We start from the raw sequence: 19,086 nt of genomic DNA, 5'->3' as shown, positions 1-19,086 counted from the left end.
GCTCATCGGCCGCTGATCCCGGCCGGGCAGGCTCGACTGGTCCGACCGCCGGTGGTGCCCGCCACCGGACGGCACCAGCACCCGGAGAGGGCTCACCGTGAACCAGAGGATCAACGGATTCGACTACCGCCGCGTCGCCGTGGCCGACGGCGTCGCGCTGAACGTGGCCATCGCCGGCTCCGGCAGCCCGGTCGTGCTGCTGCACGGCTTCCCGCAGACCCACCTCATGTGGCGGCACGTGGCCGCGGATCTCGCCGCCGACCACACCGTGATCTGCCCGGACCTGCGCGGCTACGGTGACAGCGACAAGCCCGCCGACACCGACGGGACCGGGTACGCGAAGCGGACCATGGCCGCCGACATCGTCGCGCTCGCCCGGGCCCTGGGCCACGAGCGGTTCGCCCTGGCCGGGCACGACCGTGGCGCCCTGGTCGCCGTCCGCGCCGGTCTCGACCACCCGGAGGTGGTCAGCCACCTCGCCTCGCTGGACGTGCTGCCCACCCTGGACATGTGGGACGTCCTGCACGGCACCAGCGCCGCCGTCGGCTTCCACCTCTACCTGATGGCCCAGCCGCCCGGCCTGCCCGAGCAGCTCATCGGCGCCAGCCCGGACGCCTTCTTCGGCCACTTCCTCGACAGCTGGACCCGGGACCCGGAGGCCATCCCGGCCGAGGTGCGGGCCGCGTACCTGGCGGCGTCCCGGGCGGCGGTCACCTCGATCGTCGCCGACTACCGGGCCTCGGCCGGCGTCGACGTGGCGCACGACCAGGCCGACCGGGCGGCGGGGAACCAGCTGCGGATGCCGGTGACCGTGCTGCAGCAGGACTGGGGCGCGGCGCTCGGCTTCGACGCCGCCGCGCGGTGGCGGGCGTGGGCCCCGGACCTGGCGCACCACACCGTCTCCTGCGGGCACTTCATGGCCGAGGAGGCGCCGGCCGAGGTCGTCAAGGCGCTGCGCGCCCTGCTGACCCGGTAGCCGGCCCGCCGGCCGGCCCGGTCACCGCCGATCGGGCCGGTGGCCGGGCCGGCCGCACCGGCCCCCAGGTCATGAGGGTGCGACGGGACGGGCGGGCCCCCGTCCCGCGCGTCCCGCGAAGCTAGGGTGGCGGCGTGACCGCGTCGCTTCCCCTCGCCTCCGGCCGGGAGGCCGACGTCTACGCGCTCGACGACGGACGGGTGCTGCGCCGCTACCGCGACGGCGGTGACGTCCGCGACGAGGCGGCGGTGATGGCCTACCTGCACCGGCTCGGCTACCCGGTGCCCCAGGTCCACCGGGCCGACGGACCCGACCTGGTCATGCGCCGGTTGACCGGTCCGACCCTGGCCGAGGCGGCCGTCACCGGCCACACCGACGTCCGGTCCGCCGCCCGGATCCTCGCCGACCTGCTGCGCCGGTTGCACGCGCTGCCCGCGCGACGGTCCACCGACCCGGCGGACCGCGTCCTGCACCTCGACCTGCACCCGGAGAACGTCATGGTGACGCCGGACGGGCCGGTCGTCATCGACTGGCACAGCACCGCCGAGGGGCCGCCCGGCCTCGACCTGGCCGTGACCGCCCTGATCATCGGCGAGGTCGGCACCGATCCGACGCTCGACCTGGCCGGGCTGGCCCGGGACCTGCTGGTCGCGTACCTGGCCGAGACCGGGCCGCTGGACCTGCTGGACGAGGCGGTCGCCGTCCGGGCGCGGCTCGGCCCGCACGGCCCCGAACGGCTCGCCGAGGCGGCCGCGCTGATCCGGGCCGGGATGACCGGATGACGGGGCGGCTCGTCCAGCTCTGGCGCTACCCAATCAAGTCGATGCTGGGCGAGCGGCTTCCCGCCGCCGAGGTGACCGCGACGGGCGTCACCGGTGACCGGAGCCTCGCCCTGGTGCACCGGGAGACCGGCCGGGTGGCCAGCGCCAAGCATCCCCGACGCTGGCGGGGCCTGCTCACCCTCCGCGCGTCCGGCGTCGCGCCCGCCCCGGTCCGGATCACCCTCCCCGACGGCCGGACGGTGTCGAGTGTGGACGCCGACGTGGACGAGGTGCTGTCCCGGCTGCTCGGCACGCCGGTGACGCTGACCGGCACGGTGCCCGACGGGGCGGTGCTGGACCGGGCCCATCCGGAGGCGGTGCTCGACGCCGGGCTCGCCGCGCACATGCCGGTGGACCAGAACCCGCTCGGCGCCGCCGCGCCGGGAACCTTCTTCGACTTCGCCCCGATCCACCTCGTCACCACCGCCACCCTGCGCCGCCTGGCCGCCGGCGAGAGTCTGGACGGTGGCTTCGAGCCGGTGCGCTACCGGCCGAATCTGGTGATCGAGACGGCGGCGGACGGGTTCGTGGAGAACGACTGGGTGGGCCGCGAGCTGCGGGTCGGTGACGCGCTGGTGCTGCGGGTGCTGGCCGCCACGCCGCGCTGTGCGGTACCGACCCTGGCGCACGGCCCGCTTCCCCGTCAGGTGGCGGCCCTGCGGGTGCCGGCCCGGCTCAACCGGATCGCGCCCCTGCCCGAACTCGCCCCGCAGCCCTGCGTCGGCGCGTACGCGCAGGTGGTGCGGGCCGGCCGCCGAAGGGGCGCCGGTCACGCTCGGCTGAGCCGGTCAGTCGTCGTCGTCCCCGGCGCCGCCGTTCACCGCGCCGCCGACCCGGTCGAGCAGGGCGTTCAGGCGGGCCGCGGCGTCCGGCGAGATGCGCTCCCGCTCAACCTCCTCGGCGATACGTTCGCGCAGGTCCTCGACCCGCTTGGCCCGGTCCTTCGGCTTGCCCCGGGTCAGGTCGACGAGCTTGTCCCGCAGCTCCTCGGCGGCCCGCCGGTCGATCTCACCCCGGGCCTGCGCCTCGGCGAGCAGCGCGGCGAACTCGGCGGCCAACTGGCGGAACCCGATCGGCTGCGGGCGGCTGCTGGTCGACGGCGGCGCGCTGCTCGGCTCCGGATCGGCCGGCGCGGCGGAGCTGGGCGGCGTGGCCGGGGCGGTGCTGGACGGGCCGGCCGTGCTCGGTGCGTTCCCTCCGCCGTCGCCGAGGACGAGGACGGCGACCAGGCCGACCAGCAGCGCCAGGCCGGCCGCGACCAGCCCGGTCAGCGCCCGGTTCGACCGGTCCGGCGGGCCGCCCGCCGCCGGACCGGTCGGGCCCGCCGCCGCGCCACCGGCGGTCGCGGACGCTCGCGGGTACGCCAGGGACCGGTCGACCAGCGTGGGCGGGTGCCCGGCCGGCGGGCGGGCGGTGCCGGTGGCGGGCACGGCGGGCAGGATCGCGGTGGGTGGGTCGGCCGGCTGGCCGGCGCCGAACCGGGTGGCCAGTTGCGCCGCGGTGGGCCGGCGGGCCGGGTCGGCGGCGAGGCAGGCCAGGGTCAGCTCGGCGATGTCGGCCGGCAGGCCGGGGATCCGCAGCGGCGGCACCGGCGTGTGCCGGGCGTGCACCTCCATCGCGTCCTCCCAGGTCTGCACGGGCAGCGGGGCCCGACCGGTGAGGGTGCGGTAGAGCAGCGCGCCGAGGGCGTAGACGTCGCTGGCCGGGTCCGGCGCCCCGGGCCTCATCCGCTCCGGCGCGAAGTACGCGGGCGTACCCATCAGCAGCTCACCGGTCTGCCCGGCGAGCGGGTGGTGCGGGCCGGCGAGCGCGGCAATGCCGAAGTCGAGCACCTTGGCGCCGGTGTCGGTGAGCATGACGTTGCCCGGCTTGATGTCGCGGTGCACCACCCCGATGCGGTGGGCGGCGGCCAGCGCGGCGGCGACCTGACCGGCCATCCGCACCGCGTCGGGCCAGGCGAGCGGGCCGGCGGTGAGCCGGTCGGCGAGGTTGCGTCCCTCGACCAGTTCCATCACCAGGTACGGCACCACCGTGCCGCCGGCCAGGGTCGCCTCGCCGTAGTCGTACACCTGGGTGACGTGCGGGTGGGTGAGCCGGGCGGCGGCGCGGGCCTCGCGCTGGATGGTGGCCCGCAGCTGCGGGTCGGCCGCCAGTTCGCCGGCGAGCGCCTTCACGGCGACCGGGCGCCCGAGCACGTCGTCGTCGGCGCGCCACACCTCGGACATCCCGCCGAGGCCGATGCGCTCGCGCAGGACGTACCGGTCGTGCAACCGGAGGCTGGGAGTGAACGGCGACATCGCCGTCCAGTCTGCCTGGCCGGGGCGAGCGGTCACCAACCGCGGTGCCCGGTCCGGCCCCGGGTGCCCCGGATCGTGTCGGTGCGCGTGGTGTCGCGGGTGGCGGGCGCCACCCGCGACGGCGGCTACGAGCAGCGCGGGGGCGCCGGCAGCGGCGCCGGCTGGATCCGGTCGGCGAGCCGGCGCAGCGCGGCGGCCGTGGCCTGACGGGTGGGCCCGAGCCGTACGGCCCGGGGCCGCTCGGGGCGGACGGGCGCGTCCGGCCGGGCGGAGTTGACGTGTCGGGTCACCGCGTCGATGGCGAAGATGTAGCCGGTGGGCTGTTCCATGGTCAACTCCTCGGGACGGGTCCGGTGGACGACCGGACGACGAGTGCGGTGGGCAGCAGGACGTGCCCCGCGGTGGGTTCCGTGGGCGGGTCGAGCAGCAGCTCGGCGGCGATGCGCCCCTTCTCCTCGGCCGGCTGGCGGACGGTGGTGAGACCGGCCGCGGCGGCCTCGGCGATGTCGTCGAAGCCGGTCACCGAGACGGGTGGGGCGGCGTCGGCGCGGGCGGCGAGCGCGTCGAGCACGCCCAGGGCCAGCACGTCGGAGCAGGCCAACACGGCCGTCGGCGGATCCGCCGCGGCGAGCGCGTCGGTCACCGCCGCGATGGCGGCCGCCCGGCTGTTGTCGGCGGCGGTGAGCACGGTCAGCTCCGACCAGTCGACGCCGACCTCGGCGAAGGCGTCGGCGAAGCCGGCGAGCCGACCGCGGGTGGTGGGGTGCGGGGCGTCGTCCGGCCCGGCGAGCCGCAGCGGGCCCGGCGGCGCGCCCGGCAGGACCCCGTCGCCGAGCAGCGCGACCCGCCGGTGGCCGAGCCCGGCCACGTGCGCGGCGACCGACCGGGCGGCGGCGCGCTCGTCGATGCCGACGTACCGGTCGGTGGGGCCCGCGTCGGGGCGGGGCACGGTGGTGACGATCGGCAGGCCGCGCTCGCGCAGCACGTCGACCACCCAGCCCTCGTCGCCGACGCAGTAGACGCAGAACCCGTCGACCGCGGCGTTCTCCACCGCCCGGCGGGCGACCGCCTCGTCGGGCGGCACCGGCACCAGCAGCAGGCTGGTGCCGTGCCGCTTTGCCGCGGCGGCGACGCCGGCCAGGAAGCGGACCGCGAACGGGTCGGTGAAGGCGTACGACAGCTCCGGCTCGAAGAGGACGCCGAGGGCGCCGACGTAGCCGCGCCGCAGCGACCGCGCGGTGGGGTTGGGGCCGGGGTAGCCGATCTGCTGGGCGGTCTCCAGGATCCGTCGGCGCAGCTCGGCGGAGAGCTGGTCGGGACGGCTGTAGGCGTTGGAGACGGTGCTGCGGGAGACGCCGACGGCGTCCGCGACGGCCTGCAGGGTCGGCTTCACCGCGCACCATCTCTCTGGCTCTGGCCTTCTGGATCGATTCAGTCTGGATCGATTCAGAGACTAGCCGGAGAGCCGCCATCGGTCAACGGGAATGGAAAACGCACCGCACCGGGCATGCCGCCCGGGTGGCGGCGTCAGGGCTTGCGGGCGACAGCCCCGTACATGCTGACCTCGGCGGCCGTCGGCCGGGGCTGCGGCTCGCCCTCGGCCCGCCACCGCGCGACCGAGGTGAGGCCAGGCTCGACCACCTCCAGCCCGGCGAAGAACCGGGCCACCTCCGCGCGGCTGCGCAGGGTGATCAGGCCGTGCGGGCCGCCGCCCCGCCCCGCCGGCTTCGCCTCCCGGGCGACCTCGGGCGGCAGGTGGTCGGCGGTGGCGTGCGACGCGACCAGGTAACTGCCCGCCGGCACCGCGTCGAGCAGCCGGCCGACCACGCCCCACGGGTCGTCGTCGTCCGGCACGAAGTGCAGGATCGCCACCAGCATCAACCCGACCGGCCGGGACAGGTCGATGGTGCGGCGCAGGTCGGGATGGGCCACGATCCGCTCCGGGTCGCGCAGGTCGGCGTCGAGGTACGCGGTCGCGCCCTTCGCCGAACTGGGGTTGCCGTAGCATCCGCCGAACATCCAACAGATTTGGCTGACCAGCAGAAACGTGGACCTGGGGACCGGTTGGTCATCCTGTGGCGGATGCCGATGCCGGAGTGGCTTCCTCGTCGTGTTCGCGGAACATGCGCATGACCGTGGCCGGGGAGGGGTGCCGGCCCTTCTTCTTGCCCTTGGTGATGACGAGGCGGGCGGCGATGTCGCGCAGGCTGAGGTTCTATGTGCGCAGGTGCAGGGCCATGGAGAGCATGGCGTCGTCGGTGATGGTGGCGCCGCCGATGGTCTTGCCGCGGCTGCGGCCGATTCTGGCCTTCCAGGGTGCGGTCGCGGATGTACTCGCGTTCCATCCCGGACAGCGCGGCGCGCACGGTGAACACGACGCCGGAGGGGTCGTGGGAGCCCTGCAGTCGAGCTGGGTGTCGAGGGACTGGCGGACGGTGGAGGCGCGGGCGTAGCCGATCCGTACGTGCCCAGCGGGTTCGGCGTCGGCCGAGGCGGGGCGGGGCGGGGCGGCTTGATCCAGGGCGTGCCCGGCTTGCGAAGGGCTGGGGTGGCCACGGTGAGCGTCTTGGCGAGCGCGGGCACGAGCCCGTGGCCGGGTGCCGGTCATTGATTCGGGATGTCGATGCCGACCGCGCGCAGTTTCGCCTCGACCAGCGCGTTCAACCGGGCGATGGCTGGCGCTTGGTCTTCCCGGTGGTGGTTGACCAGTCCGTACCGGGCGGCGGCGTCGGACTGGTTCTGAGACCCGGTCGGCGTTGCCAGGAGCGCGCGGTCGGCCAGCAGCTTCTCGGCCAGCGCGGACGCCAGCTCCTCGATTCGTGGGTCGTCGGGATCCCAGGACATCGCATCGATGCCGCGCTTGGTCAGCTCGACGAACTCGGGATCGTCGAGCGAGTGTTCGAGCCGGGTCAGGAAGCTGTCGAAGATCTCCGGAGCCAGTGCCCGGGCCAGCACCAGAGCCTCCCGCTGGGTGGCCACGTAGTCGGGGCTGAAGGCAAGATCGGCGAGTCGGTCCAAGACCGCGCAGGCACGGTCGGGCAGCAGGGCCCGGTCACCATGGGCGAGCCGGTGCAGCGTGTCGCGGCGCGCGATCAGGTCCTCGATCCGTTCGGTAAGCCGACGATGGACGTCATCCAGCGCGGCGGCGAATGGTTCGGGATCGGAGTCGAGCAGGTCACCGATCTCGGCCAGCGGCACGCCGGCCTCGGCCAGCGTCCGGACCTGAACCAGCCGCAGCAGATCGGCTGACCGATAACGCCGGTAGCCCGAATCGTCACGTTTCGGCTCGGCGACCAGGCCGAGCCGGTGATAGTGCCGCACGGTCTTGATCGTGACGCCGACGAACGCCGCCGCCTGACCGATGGTGAGCCCGTCTGCCATCGGCTCAGCGCACCTCACGATCGCGGGTGGCTGCGGTCTCGCACACCGTGTCGGCGACGGCCCGGAAGTCCTTGGGTGGGATCCAGCCGTGGTCGCCGACGACCTTCGCATTCACCTGGGGTACTGGTGGCGGGTGATCACAGGGTCAGGGTAGCGCGCGTCTGGTCCAGTCCATCACCGCGCCGGACCGCGCGGACCGCGGCCCAGCCTCTGGCCCAGCCCACGGGGACGCCTGAGGTCGGCGGAGGTCAGCCCATGATCGCGACAAGGGGTTGACCTTGACCTTAGGTCAGGGTGCACGCTCACCGTATGGCCGCCTCGAAGGGGCCGGTGGCCACCAGGTCCGCCGTGAGACCGAACACTATGGACGAGGAGATTCATGATGGGACCGAGCAACAGCGGATTCTCTGAGGCAGGACTGTGCCGACTGCGCGAGGTGCTGGCACGCCATGTCGAGTCCGGAAAAATTCCCGGGCTGGTCGCCCTGGTCAGCCGGGGAGGCCAAACGCACGTCGAAGCGATCGGGACGATGCGCGCCGAGGGTGGCGCGCCAATGCGCCGGGACACGATCTTCCGGATGGCGTCGGTGTCCAAGCCGGTCACGACGGCGGCGGCGATGGTCCTGCTCGATGAGTGCAGGCTGCGGCTGGAGGAGCCGGTGGATCCGTGGCTGCCCGAACTCGCCGACCGGCGCGTGCTGAGGCGGCCCGACGGCCCGCTAGAGGACACGGTCCCGGCGCGGCGGCCGATCACCGTACGGGACCTGTTGACCTCCACGTTCGGGCTCGGCGTGGATTTCGCGATGATGGACTCCCCGATCAGGGCTGCGACCTTCAAGGCCACCGACTACAGCGTGGCCTCCGGGCCGGCGCCCCACCCGGACGAGTGGATGCGCCGCCTCGGCGAGCTGCCGCTGGCGTACCAGCCCGGCCAGCGGTGGCTGTACGACCTCAGCTACGAGGTACTCGGCGTGCTGGTCGCTCGGGTCGCCGGCCAGTCGTTGGAGACGTTCCTGCGCGAACGCGTCCTCGACCCGCTGGGCATGACGGACACCGGGTTCCACGTGCCCGCCAGCAAGATTGACCGGCTGCCGCCTCTGTACGGGCCCGCCCCGCAGACCGGCGAGTTCACCTTGTGGGACGAGGCAGAAGGCGGTCGGGCCAGCCAGCCTCCGGCATTCCAGGGCGCCAGCGCGCTGGTCTCCACCGCCGACGACTACCGCGCCTACTTCCAGATGCTGCTCAATGGCGGCATGCACGAAGGCCAACGGATCTTGTCCCGGGCCGCCGTCGAGCTGATGACCACCAACCGCCTCACCCCCGAGCAAGAGGCTGCCCGGGACGCCATGTACAAGAACATCGCCCATCTGACGGCCGGTCAGGGACAGCACGGCGGCTGGGGCTTCGGGATGGGGGTGCGCACCTACCGCGGCGACTACGCCCCCACCGGCCAGTTCGGCTGGGACGGCGGCACCGGTACCACCGCCTACGCCGACCCGACCAACCAGCTCACCGGCATCCTGTTCACCCAGACCGGGATGTCCACCCTGGACTCGCCGCGACTCATCCACGACTTCTGGACCACCCTCTACCAAACCATCGACGACTGACACCGAGCGCGGGCGCCGGGGGGAGCAGGCACAACCGGTCGACGCGGTCGAAGTCCTGCCCGGTCACCGGCCGCCCCCGATCCCGATGTCATCTCCGCTCTCGCCTGGGACGAGGTGGGTAGGTGCGAGGCGGGCGGAGGAGTGCCCTACCGCATCGACTACACGGGCGGCTCCACGGTCTACGGTGACGGTGGTACTCGCGCTGGACCTACACCATCTCTTCCGCCTCCGAATCCGCGTCGAAGAAGTAGTCCCCCCTCTCCGGGCTGGACAGCCAGGGCCCGCTTCCCGCCAGAGCGCGGAGGGCGGGCCCTTTGCGCATCCCCTCAGGCGCCACGTGCAGGGGAGTTCTGCGATGGGCCACCGAGGTGTCGATGCGGTCGCTGGGGTGGGCGGAGCCGGTCGCGGCCCCCTGAGCATCGGTGGTCAAGGCTGCCTCCACGAGTCTCGCGCCACGCGTGGCGTCCGTCCACTGTCGCCGGTTGCTCAGGCTACCGCCCATCGGACCGCGAGCGTGATCACCGCGGGTAGAGCTCGTCCCGGACCCGGGCGAGGATCTCCGCGGTCCGCTCCGGCGGCTCGGCCTCGACACAGAGCCGCTCCATCGCCACCGCGTAGTACTCGAGGTCGTCCCGCTTGTCGAGGTAGAGCGCGCTGGTGAGCTGTTCGATGTAGACGATGTCGGGCAGGTCCTGGTCGCCGAAGCGCAGGATGCTGAAGGCGCCGCCGGCCGCGGCGTGCCCGCCGGCCGTGAACGGGACCACCTGCAACCGGATGTTCGGCGACGCGGTCGCCTCGATCAGCGCCGTCAACTGGTCCCGCATGACCTGCGGGCCGCCGATCGGCCGGCGCAGCGCCGCCTCGTCGACCACCGCCCACAGCTGCGGCGGATTCGGGTGGCGCAACAGCTGCTGGCGTTGCATCCGCAGCGCGACCCGGCGGTCGATCTCCGCGGCGTCGGCCCGGGCATGGCCGAGCAGCACCACGGCCCGGGCGTACGCCGGGGTCTGCAGCAGGCCGGGGACGAACTGCACCTCGTAGGTGCGGATCAGCGCGGCGGCGGCCTCCAGCCCGAGGTAGGACTGGAACCAGCTGGGCAGCACGTCGGCGTACCGGTGCCACCAGCCCGGGCTGTTGGCGTCCCGGGCGAGCTTGAGCAGCGGCTCGCGCTCCTCGGGGGCGGTGACACCGTAGAGGGTGAGCAGGTCCGCGACGTCGCGCTCCTTGAACCCGACCCGGCCCAGCTCCATCCGGCTGATCTTGGACTCGGAGGCGCGGATCTCCCAGCCGGCGCCCTCCCGGGTCACCCCACTGGCCTCGCGGAGCCGCCGCAACTGGGCGCCGAGCAGCATCCGCAGCACGGTGGGGCCGGTCGCCGGACCTCCCTCGGCGGAAACCATGGTCATGTGCCGCCCTCCGCACCCGGTCGGGCGCCCCCGCCCGGCCGACGTGTAAGCATGCCATGGACCGTGAGTGAGGTGAACTCCTCCGTAACGGCGGAGCCGGGCCGGACGACGGGACGACCGGTCAGCCGATCAGGTGGTCGAAGTCACCCTCCCGGGCGCCGAGCACGAAAGCGGCGATCTCGTCCACTGTGTAGATCAGCGCCGGCCCGTCCGGGTGGCGCGAGTTGCGCACCGCGATGCCGGTCCCGCCGGGCAGCTTGGCCAGCTCGACGCAGTTGCCGCTGGGGTTGCTCCGGCGGCTCTTCTGCCAGGTCAGCGGGGGCAGCTGGTTGGTGAGGACGCCGTTGGGGGGCTGCTGCATCAGGGGGTGTCTTTCTCTCCGGGAGCCCGCCGGCGCCGGCCGGGGTGATGGCAGCGATCGACGACGGGCTTCCTGCACGTGCATCTGCTCTTGCATCTGCATCGGACGGCGAGCATGATAACGCACGTGAACGGTGCTCATCCGTTCACGTTGAGTCACCCGGCCTGGGTCTGCACCGGCAGCCGCACAGCCGCCCGGCCGGCCGGAGGTGTTGCGGTGATGGGAGGGCTCGTGCCGGATCCGTTGTCCGTGGCGTCCGGCATCTGCGCTGCTGGCGCGCTTCTCACCTCCTGGCAGCTGCGCCAGCGGGCGCTGCGCGCCGAGGCCGAGATCGACCACCTCCAGGCCGAACTCGCGGCGGAACGGCACGCGGCCAGCCACGACCCGCTCACCGGCCTGCCCAACCGCCGCGCCTTCTACCGCCTGGCCGCCACCCTGCTCACCCGGGCCGACGGGCAGCCGTTGATCGCGGTGGTCATCGACCTCGATGACTTCAAGCAGGTCAACGACCGCTTCGGCCACGCCGCCGGCGACCAGGTGCTGATCAGGGTCGCCGAGCGGTTCGCCGCCTTCGCGGGCGACAACCTGGTGGCCCGGCTGGGCGGTGACGAGTTCGCCGGCCTGCTGGCCAGCCCTACCGTCGACCGGCGGTGGATCGACCACGCCACCCGGCGACTCGGCGAGACCCTCGCCGCGCCGATCCCGCTCGCCGGGCGCAGCGTGCGGGTGACCGCATCGGTGGGGCTCGCTCCGGTCGCCGGCCCGGCTCAGCTCAGCGAGGCGCTCGGTCGCGCCGACGCCGCCATGTACCGGGCCAAGAGCCTCGGCACCGGCCGGGTGCCGCCGCAACTGGTGGACAGCCCCCGCCTCGCCGAGTGCTGACCGCGGTCGGCCCGCCTGTGGCGAGGTGCGCTCACCCGGCGGCCGGCGGCCGGCCGAGGTCGCGCAGGGCCGAGCGGGCGAGGGTGACCAGCCCGACCGGCGAGACGATGCCCCGGACGATCTCCAACGCCCTCCACCGCTCCCCCTCGGCCAGCCCCACGTCGAGCACCTGCGCCGCCCAGTCGCCGAGGTCGTCCAGCGCGCGGACGGTGAGGAACCAGGCCAGCCGGGCCGGATCCGGCTCCACCGCGCCGTAGCCGGTGCGGAACTCGGCCTGCTGCGCCGCGGTGACCGGGGCGAAGGCCAGCACCCCACCGAAGACGAACATCAGGTCGCACTCGGGCGGGGCGAGCACCGCGTCGTCCCAGTCGACCAGCCAGACCCGGCCGCCGGTCCCGAGCAGCACGTTGCCCAGATGCGGATCGCCGTGGCAGATCACGCCCCGTCCCGGCCGGGCACGCAGCTCGGCGCCGAGTGGCTCCACCTCGCCCGCCAGCTCCGCCGCCCGGTCCGCCGTCGCCGACCAGACCCGGGCCAGCTCGTCGGCGAGCGGGTCGCCCGGCCGGCGCCGGCGCAACCGCTCCGCCACGGCGCGTACGGTGGCGAGCGCCGCCGGGAGAGCGCCGCCGCCGGGCGGCAGCAGCCCGGCCAGCTCGTCGGTCACCTCCGCCGCGTGCACCCGGGCCAGCACCTCGCCGTACGACCGCCAGTGGGCGTCGGTCATCGCACCGTCGAGCGCCCGCTCGTCGGAGACCCAGGGCAGGACCGAGAGGCGGCGGCCGTCCCGGACGCTCCACGGTCGACCGTCCCGGCTGGGCAGCGGCCCGGGGATCCCCGGCACCCCCTGCCCGGCGAGGTGCGCCGAGACGATCAGGCCGGCCGGGGTGCCGCCGCCGCTCAGCTTGACCGCGTACCCGGCGCCGTCGGCGGCGCGGGCCCGCCACAGCAGGGCGCGCCGGTCGGCGCCGAGGTCGACCGGCTCGGTGGCGGTGAGGCGCACCCCGAAGTCGTGGCGCACCCAGTCGGTCGGCGGAATCGGGTCGTCGACCATCGGTACAACCTGCCACCGGCCGCGGCGTCCGGCATACCGGATATCGCCGGCCCGCACGGCGAAGCGCCACGGCCGGTGCCGGCCGCGGCGCCCGCCCGTGGATCAGGCCAGGGTCTTGAGGTACTCGTCGAGCGCGTTGTACGACTCGGCGGCGCCCTGCTCCATGCCGGAGCCGATCATGCCGTCGCGCTCCTCCTTGGTGTCGAAGCGAGTCGTCCCGGTCACCACGGTCCGGCCGTCCTGCTCGGTGAAGACCAGCGTCTCGACCGCCACGTGCCCCGGCATTCCCTCGAACTCGAAGGTCTGCACGATCCGCTCGGGCGCCTGGATCTCGCGGAACTCACCGCGGAAGGCGTAGTCGTTGCCGTCCTGGGCGTGCTCGACGTAGCGGTAGCGGCCGCCCACCCGGAAGTCGATCTCGACGTCGAGTGGGTTGCCCCGGCCCCACCAGCGCTTCAGGTGCTCGGCCTGGCTGTGCGCGGCGAAGACCAGCTCGCGCGGGGCGTCGAAGGCGCGGGTGAGGGTGATCTCGCGGTCGGACGGAAGCTCCACGACCAGGTCACTGAGCTGACTCATCGCTGTTCTCCTTCAGTTCTCGTAGGTAGCTGTCCAACGTGTCGTAACGGTCGTCCCAGAGCCGGCGGTACTGGTCGACCCACTCGGCGAGCGTGCGCAGCGGCGCCGGATCGAGGCGGCACCGGCGCCACTGCGCCTCGCGGGTGCGGACGATCAACCCGGCGCGCTCCAGCACGTTGAGGTGCTTGGAGATGGCCTGGACGCTCACCGGGAACGGCTCCGCCAACTCGTTGACCGTCGCCTCGCCGGCCGCCAGCCGGGCCAGGATGGCCCGTCGGGTCGGATCCGCGAGGGCGGCGAAGACAGTGCTGACCGAGTCTGCTGACATCATCGCTCTCAACCATCTGGTTTATAAACCGATAAGTTGAATGTACTCGTCGCAGGAGCCCTGTCAAGACGGTTCGGAAAAACGGGTTCCGGCGATCCGGGGCTGGACGAGCCTGACGGCCCCCCGGTCAGCGCCAGCCGTAGCCGGCGCGCAGAGCCCGAGCCACCCGGTCGAAGCGGGCCCGGTCCAGCACCGCGCCCTCGCGCCGGATGCTGTCCTCCCGCATGGTCAGCACCCGGTCCAACCGCAGCCAGCTGGGCCGGTTGTCGCGGTCCCAGGAGCCGGGGCCGAGGGCGAGCCAGTGCCGCTGCCCGTCCCGCTCGCTCTGGCTGGAGAGCATCAGCCCGTACAGCGTCCGGCTGTGCCGGCCCACCACCAGCACCGGGCGGTCCTTGCCCTGCCGCGGGTCGTCCTCGTACGGCACCCAGGTCCAGACGATCTCCCCCGGGTCGGCGTGCCCGTCCAGCTCCGGGGCGTACGTCAGCTCACGGCGCTGTAGCGCGGCGACCTGGCGCCGCCGGGCGACCTGCGCCGGCGCGGGCTCGGAGCGCCGGGGACGCGGGACGACCGCTCCACCCACCCGGCTGATGCGTGCCGCCACGTTCCTCAACAGACCTGCCACGGCGGGCAGCCTATCCGTTGGCCTCCCGCCGGCCTGGCGGAGGCCGCACGCAATGCGGTGGAGCCGGGCCGGCCGATCGTCGATGATCGTCGGCATGTCCGTACCCGCCCACCAGATCCGTGCCCGCTACTCGGCGGACACCATCACCGTCTACCAGGCCTACCCGTCGGAGATCGCCGACGCCGCGCTGGCCGCTGGAGGCTTCGTGCCGCCGTTCAGGCGGGAGCGGATGACCTGGATCAAGCCGTCGTTCCGCTGGATGATGTACCGCTGCGGCTGGGCGACCAAGCCGGGACAGGAACGCGTGCTGGCCGTCGAGATCACCCGCGCCGGGTTCGAGTGGGCGCTGGCGCATGCCTGCCTGAGCAGCTACGACCCGCACCGGTACGCCGACCGGGCGGCCTGGTCGCGTCAGCTACGGTCCAGTCCGGTCCGGGTGCAGTGGGATCCGGAGCGCTCGCTGCGGCTGGCCCCGCTGCCGCACCGGTCGGTGCAGGTCGGAGTCTCCGGCGAGGCGGTGCGGCGGTACGCCGACGAGTGGCTGGTCGGCCTGACCGACGTGACCCCGACCGCCCGCGCCATCCGCGAGCTGCTCGACGCCGGCGACGACCCGGCCGCCGAGGCGCTGCTGCCGCCCGAGCGCCCGTACCCGCTGCCGCCCGACGTGGCAGCCGTCGTCGGTGCGACGACGCCATGACGGGTCAGCACGCTCCCCACGGCCCGGCGCCACATCGACCCCGCGGCCTCGGGAGTCGGCCGTGGCATCGAGTCCGTCAGTGCAGCCGGGTCTTCCAGTCCTCCGGCACCCGACCCCGGGGACCGGGGGCGGGCTGGTCGGAGGGATGCGAGTGCGGCTCGGCCAGTGCCGGCCCGTCGGCGTAGAACTGATCATTGGAGTAGTCCCAGAACCACGACTCGCCAGGTTCGTAGCTCTGAATGACCGCGTGACCCGTCACGGCTGCGTGAGCGGTCGCGTGCTGGCTGGGCGAGGAGTCGCAGCAGCCGACATGGCCGCAGGCCGCGCAGCGGCGCAGGTGGAACCACCAGCCGCCGGAGGATTCGCACTCCATGCAGCCCGGGCCGCTCGGTGGCACGGCAGGGTCGATCGCCGCGGTTACGGCCAGCGGCTCCGGCTTGGGCTTGGTCTGGTCACCCACGATGTGTTCCTTCCCGGCTCATGGTCGCCGACGGTCGGGATCGATCCGTACGTGTCCCGCCGGGTCGCCCCGGCTCCGCAGTCTGGCACCCGGAAGCGTCGGCGCGCACCCGCCCCCGTCGGCTGTGGGCCGGCACTCGGCCTATGGGGCTGAGATCGGCTCGGTGTCGCGAGTTCCAACCGGGCCGTCGCTACGCGGTCTGTTTCCGACTGCGCGGGGCCTGGCCGGGCGGCGGTCCCGCCGCACGGCCGGCCCGGAGGCTGATCTCGCGCAGGTACGCGATCAGCTCCGGCGGTTCGTGCACCTCGACGTCGCAGCCGAGCGTCAGCAGCCGCCAGGCCAGCCAGTCCAGGGTGTCGGTGTGGCTGGTCAGCCGGCACCGGTCCGCGTCGATCGGCACCAGGTCGCCGGGCGAGTCGCCGAGCCGGCCGGCAACCGCCTCGACGGGCGCGTGCAGGGTCGCCACCGCCCGGTAGACCGGGGCCAGCTCCATCGCCCTGGCGGTCACGTACGCGGCGGCGTCGGCGGCGGGCAGTTGCCGCGGCGCGGTGCGCACCCCGATGGCCACCGGCTCGGCGATCCGATCCACCCGGAAGATCCGCCAGTCGTCCCGGTCGTTGTCGTAGCCGACCAGATACCACCGGCGCCCCGCCGACACCAGCCGGTGCGGCTCCACCCGCCGCTCACCGGTTTCCCCGTCGTGCCGACGGTAGGTGAACCGCAGCCGTTCCCGGTTGGCGATGGCGGCGGCGAGCCCGGTCAGCTGTTCGGGATCCACCGTCGGCCGGTGCCAGGTGAGCAGGGGTTCGGTGGCGGCGCCGAGCGCGCCGACCCGGTGCCGCAGCCGCGCCGGCAGCACCTGCTCCAGCTTCGCCAGCGCCCGTACGGACGCCTCCTCGATGCCGGTCACCGCGTGCCCGGCCGCGGTGCGCAGCCCCACCGCGATCGCCACCGCCTCCTCGTCGTCGAGCAGCAGTGGCGGCATGGCCTTGCCCGCGACCAGCCGGTATCCGCCGACCGCGCCCATCGTGGCCTGGACGGGGTAGCCCAGCTCGCGCAGGCGCTCCACGTCGCGGCGGATGGTCCGCATGCTGACCCCGAGCCGGGCGGCCAGTTCGCTGCCGGGCCACTCGCGCGGGGTCTGCAGGAGCGACAGCAGGGTCAGCAGCCGGGCCGGGGTGTCGGACATGGCGTCAAACTACCCCGCGATGTGTGCCAGAACCTGACCTATATGGGTCCTAGCGTGGTCCGCATGACGCCCTTCCGGATCGACATCCCGCAAGCGGACCTCGACGACCTGCGCGACCGGCTCACCCGCACCCGCTGGCCACGGCAGCTGCCCGGTGACGGCTGGAGCCGCGGGGTGCCACTGGACTACCTGCGGGACCTGGCCGGCCACTGGGCCACCGGGTACGACTGGCGGGCGCAGGAGGCCCGGCTGAACGAGTTTCCCCAGTTCGTCACCGAGATCGACGGGCTGGACGTGCACTTCCTGCACGTCCGCTCGCCGGAGCCGGACGCGCTGCCGCTGATCCTCACCCACGGCTGGCCGAACTCGATCGTGGAGTTCACCGAGCTGATCGGGCCGCTGACCGACCCGCGGGCCCACGGGGCCGACCCGGCGCACGCCTTCCACGTGGTGGTGCCGTCGGTGCGGGGCTTCGGGTTCTCCCAGGCACCGCCCGGCACCGGGTTCACGGTCGGTCGGGTGGCCCGGATGTGGGCCGAGCTGATGCGCCGCCTCGGCTACGACCGGTACGGCACCCAGGGCGGCGACCTCGGTGCCTACGTGGCGCCGGAGGTGGCCGTGGTGGACCCCGAGCACGTCGTCGGGGTGCACATCGACGGCGGGTTCGGGTTCCCCACCGACGCCGACGTGCCGGACATGAGCGACGAGGAGCGCGCGCTCTACGCCGAGATGCAACAGTGGATGAACGGCGGCGTGGACCACCACGGCCTGCTGCGGGCCGCGCCGCAGACCTTCGCGTACGGCTGGCACGACTCCCCGGTCGGGCTGCTGGCCTGGCTGGTCCAGAAGTTCAAGGAGTTCACCATCACCGCTGGCACACCCGAGCAGGCCATCGCCCGGGACCAGATCCTGACCAACGCGACGCTGTACTGGCTGACCGGCACGGCGGGCACCTCGTCCTGGTTCATGTACGACAGCACCCACTTCGTCTGGCCGAAGGGGCAGGCCCTGGTGCCCAGCGGCGTCTACAGCGGCGGGCCGCCGCTGTTCCGCCGCCTCGCCGAGCGGCACAACAAGATCATCCACTGGCCGGAGGGGAACCCGGGCGGTCACTTCGTGGCGATGGAGGTACCGCAGGCCCACGCGGCCGACATCCGGGCCTTCTTCGGGAAGCTGCGATGACCCGCCTGACCTGGGCACAGGTGTGCGCCCGGCGGCTGGAGCGGCACGCGCTGGCGGCGCCCGCCGGCTCGCCTCCGGTGGACGTCGGCCCGGCCGGTGCGGAGGCGGATCCGCTGGCCGGCGTCGTCTCCGCGATCTGCGGCGCGCACGCGCAGGTCGCCTCGGCCGCCGAGCTGTCGATCGGGCTGCGGGTCGCCGGCGCCACCCGTAGCACGGTCCGCCAGGCGCTGTGGACGGACCGCACGCTGGTCAAGACGCGCGGACCGCGCGGCACCGTGCACCTGTTCGCCGCCGCGGACCTGCCGATGTGGACCGGCGCGCTGTCCGCGGTGCCGGCCGCGCCCTACGAGCAGGGCCACGGCCTGCTCACCGCCGAGCAGACCGGGCAGGTGGTGGCGGCCATCGCGGACGCGCTGCGCGACGCCGAGCTGACCCCGGCGGAGCTGACCGAGCAGGTCGTGGCCCGCACCGGCCCGTGGGCCGGCGACCGGGTGTTGGACGCCTTCCAGGACAAGTGGCCGCGGTGGATGGTGGCGATGGGAGCGGCGAGCCGGTGCGGGGCGATGTGCTTCGGGCCGAACCGGGGCCGCGCCACCACCTACACCAGCCCGCTGCGCTGGCTGCCCGGGTTCACACCGATGGCCGGCCCGGCCGCGCTCGCCGACCTGGTGCGCCACTACCTGTACGCGTACGGCCCGGCCGCCCCGGCCCACTTCGCCCAGTGGCTGTCGGCGCCGCGGCGGTGGGCGGCCGAGCTGTTCGCGTCGCTGGAGCTGGAACAGGTCACCGTCGAGGGGGCCCCGGCGTGGGTGGCCGCCGGCGACACCGACTTCCCGGCGGACCGCCCCACCGGCGTCCGGCTGCTGCCGTACTTCGACGTCTACCAGGTCGGCTGCCACCCTCGGGAGTTGGTGTTCCCGGGGGCCGCCGGGCAGCGGGCCCTGGCCGGCGGCCAGGCCGGCAACTACCCGGTGCTGCTGGTGGACGGGTTGGTGGCCGGGGTGTGGCACCAGCGTCGCTCCGGCCGCACGATCCACATCACGGTGGAGCCGTTGACCCCGTTGCGCGCCGGTCAGCGGCGGGCGCTGGACGCGCAGGTCGAGCGGGTCGGCCAGATCCTGGAAGGCAGGCCGTCACTGACCATCGGCCCGATCAGCGTCGGCCCCCACGCCTAGACGAGTAGTTCCGATGTCAGGGGTCGATGTCTGGGTATGAAGAGAGGGCATCCAGGATCATGTTGTGACGCAA

The 19,086-nt window shown here is 73.8% G+C and carries 21 protein-coding genes and 1 pseudogene; 9 read left to right on the top strand and 13 right to left on the bottom strand.

What is annotated here, in order from left to right:
* Window positions 1-97: 97 nt before the first annotated feature.
* The 3 genes and pseudogenes from AC1WTP_RS32320 to AC1WTP_RS32310 all read left to right on the top strand — a co-directional run.
* Complete coding sequence (locus AC1WTP_RS32320) at window positions 98-976, top strand: alpha/beta fold hydrolase (RefSeq protein ID WP_481653020.1); 879 nt, start codon at window positions 98-100, stop codon at window positions 974-976.
* Window positions 977-1,110: 134 nt separating this feature from the next.
* Window positions 1,111-1,758 carry a phosphotransferase gene (locus AC1WTP_RS32315; protein ID WP_481653019.1) on the top strand — a complete coding sequence of 216 codons (648 nt, stop codon included), beginning with the start codon at window positions 1,111-1,113 and terminating at the stop codon, window positions 1,756-1,758.
* Window positions 1,755-1,904, top strand: a pseudogene (locus tag AC1WTP_RS32310) (MOSC N-terminal beta barrel domain-containing protein); the annotation flags it as partial. The gene AC1WTP_RS32315 and the pseudogene AC1WTP_RS32310, both read left to right, overlap by 4 nt.
* Window positions 1,905-2,585: 681 nt before the next feature.
* Here AC1WTP_RS32310 and AC1WTP_RS32305 read toward each other — a convergent pair.
* From AC1WTP_RS32305 to AC1WTP_RS32290, 4 genes are all read right to left on the bottom strand, one after another.
* Entirely contained in the window at window positions 2,586-4,094 is a 1,509-nt protein-coding gene (locus AC1WTP_RS32305; RefSeq protein ID WP_481653018.1) for a serine/threonine-protein kinase, read from the bottom strand.
* Between the two features lie 125 nt (window positions 4,095-4,219).
* Window positions 4,220-4,423, bottom strand: coding sequence for a hypothetical protein (locus AC1WTP_RS32300; RefSeq protein WP_481653017.1), 204 nt, complete (start codon window positions 4,421-4,423; stop codon window positions 4,220-4,222).
* Window positions 4,424-4,425: 2 nt separating this feature from the next.
* Complete coding sequence (locus AC1WTP_RS32295; protein ID WP_481653016.1) at window positions 4,426-5,487, bottom strand: LacI family DNA-binding transcriptional regulator; 1,062 nt, start codon at window positions 5,485-5,487, stop codon at window positions 4,426-4,428.
* A gap of 134 nt (window positions 5,488-5,621) precedes the next feature.
* Complete coding sequence (locus tag AC1WTP_RS32290) at window positions 5,622-6,113, bottom strand: SAM-dependent methyltransferase (RefSeq protein WP_481653015.1); 492 nt, start codon at window positions 6,111-6,113, stop codon at window positions 5,622-5,624.
* A gap of 218 nt (window positions 6,114-6,331) precedes the next feature.
* On the opposite strand from AC1WTP_RS32290, the gene AC1WTP_RS32285 reads away from it, so the two are divergent.
* The gene (locus AC1WTP_RS32285) at window positions 6,332-6,547 is read left to right on the top strand and encodes a hypothetical protein (RefSeq protein WP_481653014.1); all 216 of its coding nucleotides are present in this window, start codon (window positions 6,332-6,334) and stop codon (window positions 6,545-6,547) included.
* Window positions 6,548-6,698: 151 nt separating this feature from the next.
* Here AC1WTP_RS32285 and AC1WTP_RS32280 read toward each other — a convergent pair whose 3' ends face one another.
* Window positions 6,699-7,475 (bottom strand): MerR family transcriptional regulator, encoded by a 777-nt coding sequence (locus tag AC1WTP_RS32280; RefSeq protein WP_481653013.1) that lies wholly within the window; start codon window positions 7,473-7,475, stop codon window positions 6,699-6,701.
* Between the two features lie 382 nt (window positions 7,476-7,857).
* Between AC1WTP_RS32280 and AC1WTP_RS32275 the strand changes: the two genes are divergently transcribed.
* Entirely contained in the window at window positions 7,858-9,084 is a 1,227-nt protein-coding gene (locus tag AC1WTP_RS32275; RefSeq protein WP_481653012.1) for a serine hydrolase domain-containing protein, read from the top strand.
* Window positions 9,085-9,602: 518 nt separating this feature from the next.
* On the opposite strand, the gene AC1WTP_RS32270 is transcribed toward AC1WTP_RS32275, so the two are convergent.
* Both AC1WTP_RS32270 and AC1WTP_RS32265 read right to left on the bottom strand, forming a co-directional pair.
* The gene (locus AC1WTP_RS32270; RefSeq protein WP_481653011.1) at window positions 9,603-10,490 is read right to left on the bottom strand and encodes a helix-turn-helix domain-containing protein; all 888 of its coding nucleotides are present in this window, start codon (window positions 10,488-10,490) and stop codon (window positions 9,603-9,605) included.
* Between the two features lie 121 nt (window positions 10,491-10,611).
* Window positions 10,612-10,851, bottom strand: a complete 240-nt coding sequence (locus tag AC1WTP_RS32265) for a DUF397 domain-containing protein (RefSeq protein WP_481653010.1) — start codon at window positions 10,849-10,851, stop codon at window positions 10,612-10,614.
* A 231-nt stretch (window positions 10,852-11,082) separates the two neighbouring features.
* On the opposite strand from AC1WTP_RS32265, the gene AC1WTP_RS32260 reads away from it, so the two are divergent.
* A complete protein-coding gene (locus AC1WTP_RS32260; RefSeq protein WP_481653009.1) occupies window positions 11,083-11,733 on the top strand; it encodes a GGDEF domain-containing protein in 651 nt (216 codons plus the stop codon).
* Between the two features lie 31 nt (window positions 11,734-11,764).
* Here the strand turns inward: AC1WTP_RS32260 and AC1WTP_RS32255 are convergent, their stop codons facing one another.
* From AC1WTP_RS32255 to AC1WTP_RS32240, 4 genes are all read right to left on the bottom strand, one after another.
* Window positions 11,765-12,784, bottom strand: a complete 1,020-nt coding sequence (locus AC1WTP_RS32255) for a phosphotransferase enzyme family protein (RefSeq protein ID WP_481653008.1) — start codon at window positions 12,782-12,784, stop codon at window positions 11,765-11,767.
* A 102-nt stretch (window positions 12,785-12,886) separates the two neighbouring features.
* Entirely contained in the window at window positions 12,887-13,360 is a 474-nt protein-coding gene (locus AC1WTP_RS32250; RefSeq protein ID WP_481653007.1) for an SRPBCC family protein, read from the bottom strand.
* The gene (locus AC1WTP_RS32245) at window positions 13,344-13,688 is read right to left on the bottom strand and encodes an ArsR/SmtB family transcription factor (protein ID WP_481653026.1); all 345 of its coding nucleotides are present in this window, start codon (window positions 13,686-13,688) and stop codon (window positions 13,344-13,346) included. The genes AC1WTP_RS32250 and AC1WTP_RS32245 overlap by 17 nt, the downstream gene beginning before the upstream one ends.
* Before the next feature lie 127 nt (window positions 13,689-13,815).
* Complete coding sequence (locus AC1WTP_RS32240) at window positions 13,816-14,310, bottom strand: type II toxin-antitoxin system PemK/MazF family toxin (protein ID WP_481653006.1); 495 nt, start codon at window positions 14,308-14,310, stop codon at window positions 13,816-13,818.
* Between the two features lie 94 nt (window positions 14,311-14,404).
* Here AC1WTP_RS32240 and AC1WTP_RS32235 point away from each other — a divergent pair, with 94 nt between their 5' ends.
* On the top strand, window positions 14,405-15,007 hold the full coding sequence (locus AC1WTP_RS32235) for a DUF4291 domain-containing protein (protein ID WP_481653005.1): 603 nt from the start codon (window positions 14,405-14,407) through the stop codon (window positions 15,005-15,007).
* A gap of 76 nt (window positions 15,008-15,083) precedes the next feature.
* Here the strand turns inward: AC1WTP_RS32235 and AC1WTP_RS32230 are convergent, their stop codons facing one another.
* Window positions 15,084-15,467: a UBP-type zinc finger domain-containing protein gene (locus tag AC1WTP_RS32230; RefSeq protein WP_481653004.1), complete on the bottom strand. Its 384-nt coding sequence runs from the start codon at window positions 15,465-15,467 to the stop codon at window positions 15,084-15,086.
* A gap of 190 nt (window positions 15,468-15,657) precedes the next feature.
* A complete protein-coding gene (locus AC1WTP_RS32225; protein ID WP_481653003.1) occupies window positions 15,658-16,656 on the bottom strand; it encodes a helix-turn-helix transcriptional regulator in 999 nt (332 codons plus the stop codon).
* Window positions 16,657-16,719: 63 nt separating this feature from the next.
* Between AC1WTP_RS32225 and AC1WTP_RS32220 the strand changes: the two genes are divergently transcribed.
* Window positions 16,720-17,838 (top strand): epoxide hydrolase family protein, encoded by a 1,119-nt coding sequence (locus AC1WTP_RS32220; protein WP_481653002.1) that lies wholly within the window; start codon window positions 16,720-16,722, stop codon window positions 17,836-17,838.
* Window positions 17,835-19,013: a winged helix DNA-binding domain-containing protein gene (locus AC1WTP_RS32215; protein WP_481653001.1), complete on the top strand. Its 1,179-nt coding sequence runs from the start codon at window positions 17,835-17,837 to the stop codon at window positions 19,011-19,013. The genes AC1WTP_RS32220 and AC1WTP_RS32215 overlap by 4 nt, the downstream gene beginning before the upstream one ends.
* The last annotated feature ends 73 nt before the right edge of the window (window positions 19,014-19,086 follow it).

This window comes from Micromonospora sp. R311, from assembly GCF_056780015.1.
This window is presented reverse-complemented; position numbering and strand designations above follow the sequence as displayed.

What these genes read in the sequence shown, in the direction of transcription:
- AC1WTP_RS32305 (WP_481653018.1), bottom strand. Translation starts at nt 4,094, where the DNA reads ATGTCGCCGTTCACTCCCAGCCTCCGGTTGCACGACCGGTACGTCCTG.
- AC1WTP_RS32300 (WP_481653017.1), bottom strand. Translation starts at nt 4,423, where the DNA reads ATGGAACAGCCCACCGGCTACATCTTCGCCATCGACGCGGTGACCCGA.
- AC1WTP_RS32290 (WP_481653015.1), bottom strand. Translation starts at nt 6,113, where the DNA reads ATGTTCGGCGGATGCTACGGCAACCCCAGTTCGGCGAAGGGCGCGACC.
- AC1WTP_RS32285 (WP_481653014.1), top strand. Translation starts at nt 6,332, where the DNA reads ATGGAGAGCATGGCGTCGTCGGTGATGGTGGCGCCGCCGATGGTCTTG.
- AC1WTP_RS32280 (WP_481653013.1), bottom strand. Translation starts at nt 7,475, where the DNA reads ATGGCAGACGGGCTCACCATCGGTCAGGCGGCGGCGTTCGTCGGCGTC.
- AC1WTP_RS32275 (WP_481653012.1), top strand. Translation starts at nt 7,858, where the DNA reads ATGGGACCGAGCAACAGCGGATTCTCTGAGGCAGGACTGTGCCGACTG.
- AC1WTP_RS32270 (WP_481653011.1), bottom strand. Translation starts at nt 10,490, where the DNA reads ATGACCATGGTTTCCGCCGAGGGAGGTCCGGCGACCGGCCCCACCGTG.
- AC1WTP_RS32265 (WP_481653010.1), bottom strand. Translation starts at nt 10,851, where the DNA reads ATGCAGCAGCCCCCCAACGGCGTCCTCACCAACCAGCTGCCCCCGCTG.
- AC1WTP_RS32255 (WP_481653008.1), bottom strand. Translation starts at nt 12,784, where the DNA reads ATGGTCGACGACCCGATTCCGCCGACCGACTGGGTGCGCCACGACTTC.
- AC1WTP_RS32250 (WP_481653007.1), bottom strand. Translation starts at nt 13,360, where the DNA reads ATGAGTCAGCTCAGTGACCTGGTCGTGGAGCTTCCGTCCGACCGCGAG.
- AC1WTP_RS32245 (WP_481653026.1), bottom strand. Translation starts at nt 13,688, where the DNA reads ATGTCAGCAGACTCGGTCAGCACTGTCTTCGCCGCCCTCGCGGATCCG.
- AC1WTP_RS32235 (WP_481653005.1), top strand. Translation starts at nt 14,405, where the DNA reads ATGTCCGTACCCGCCCACCAGATCCGTGCCCGCTACTCGGCGGACACC.
- AC1WTP_RS32225 (WP_481653003.1), bottom strand. Translation starts at nt 16,656, where the DNA reads ATGTCCGACACCCCGGCCCGGCTGCTGACCCTGCTGTCGCTCCTGCAG.
- AC1WTP_RS32220 (WP_481653002.1), top strand. Translation starts at nt 16,720, where the DNA reads ATGACGCCCTTCCGGATCGACATCCCGCAAGCGGACCTCGACGACCTG.
- AC1WTP_RS32215 (WP_481653001.1), top strand. Translation starts at nt 17,835, where the DNA reads ATGACCCGCCTGACCTGGGCACAGGTGTGCGCCCGGCGGCTGGAGCGG.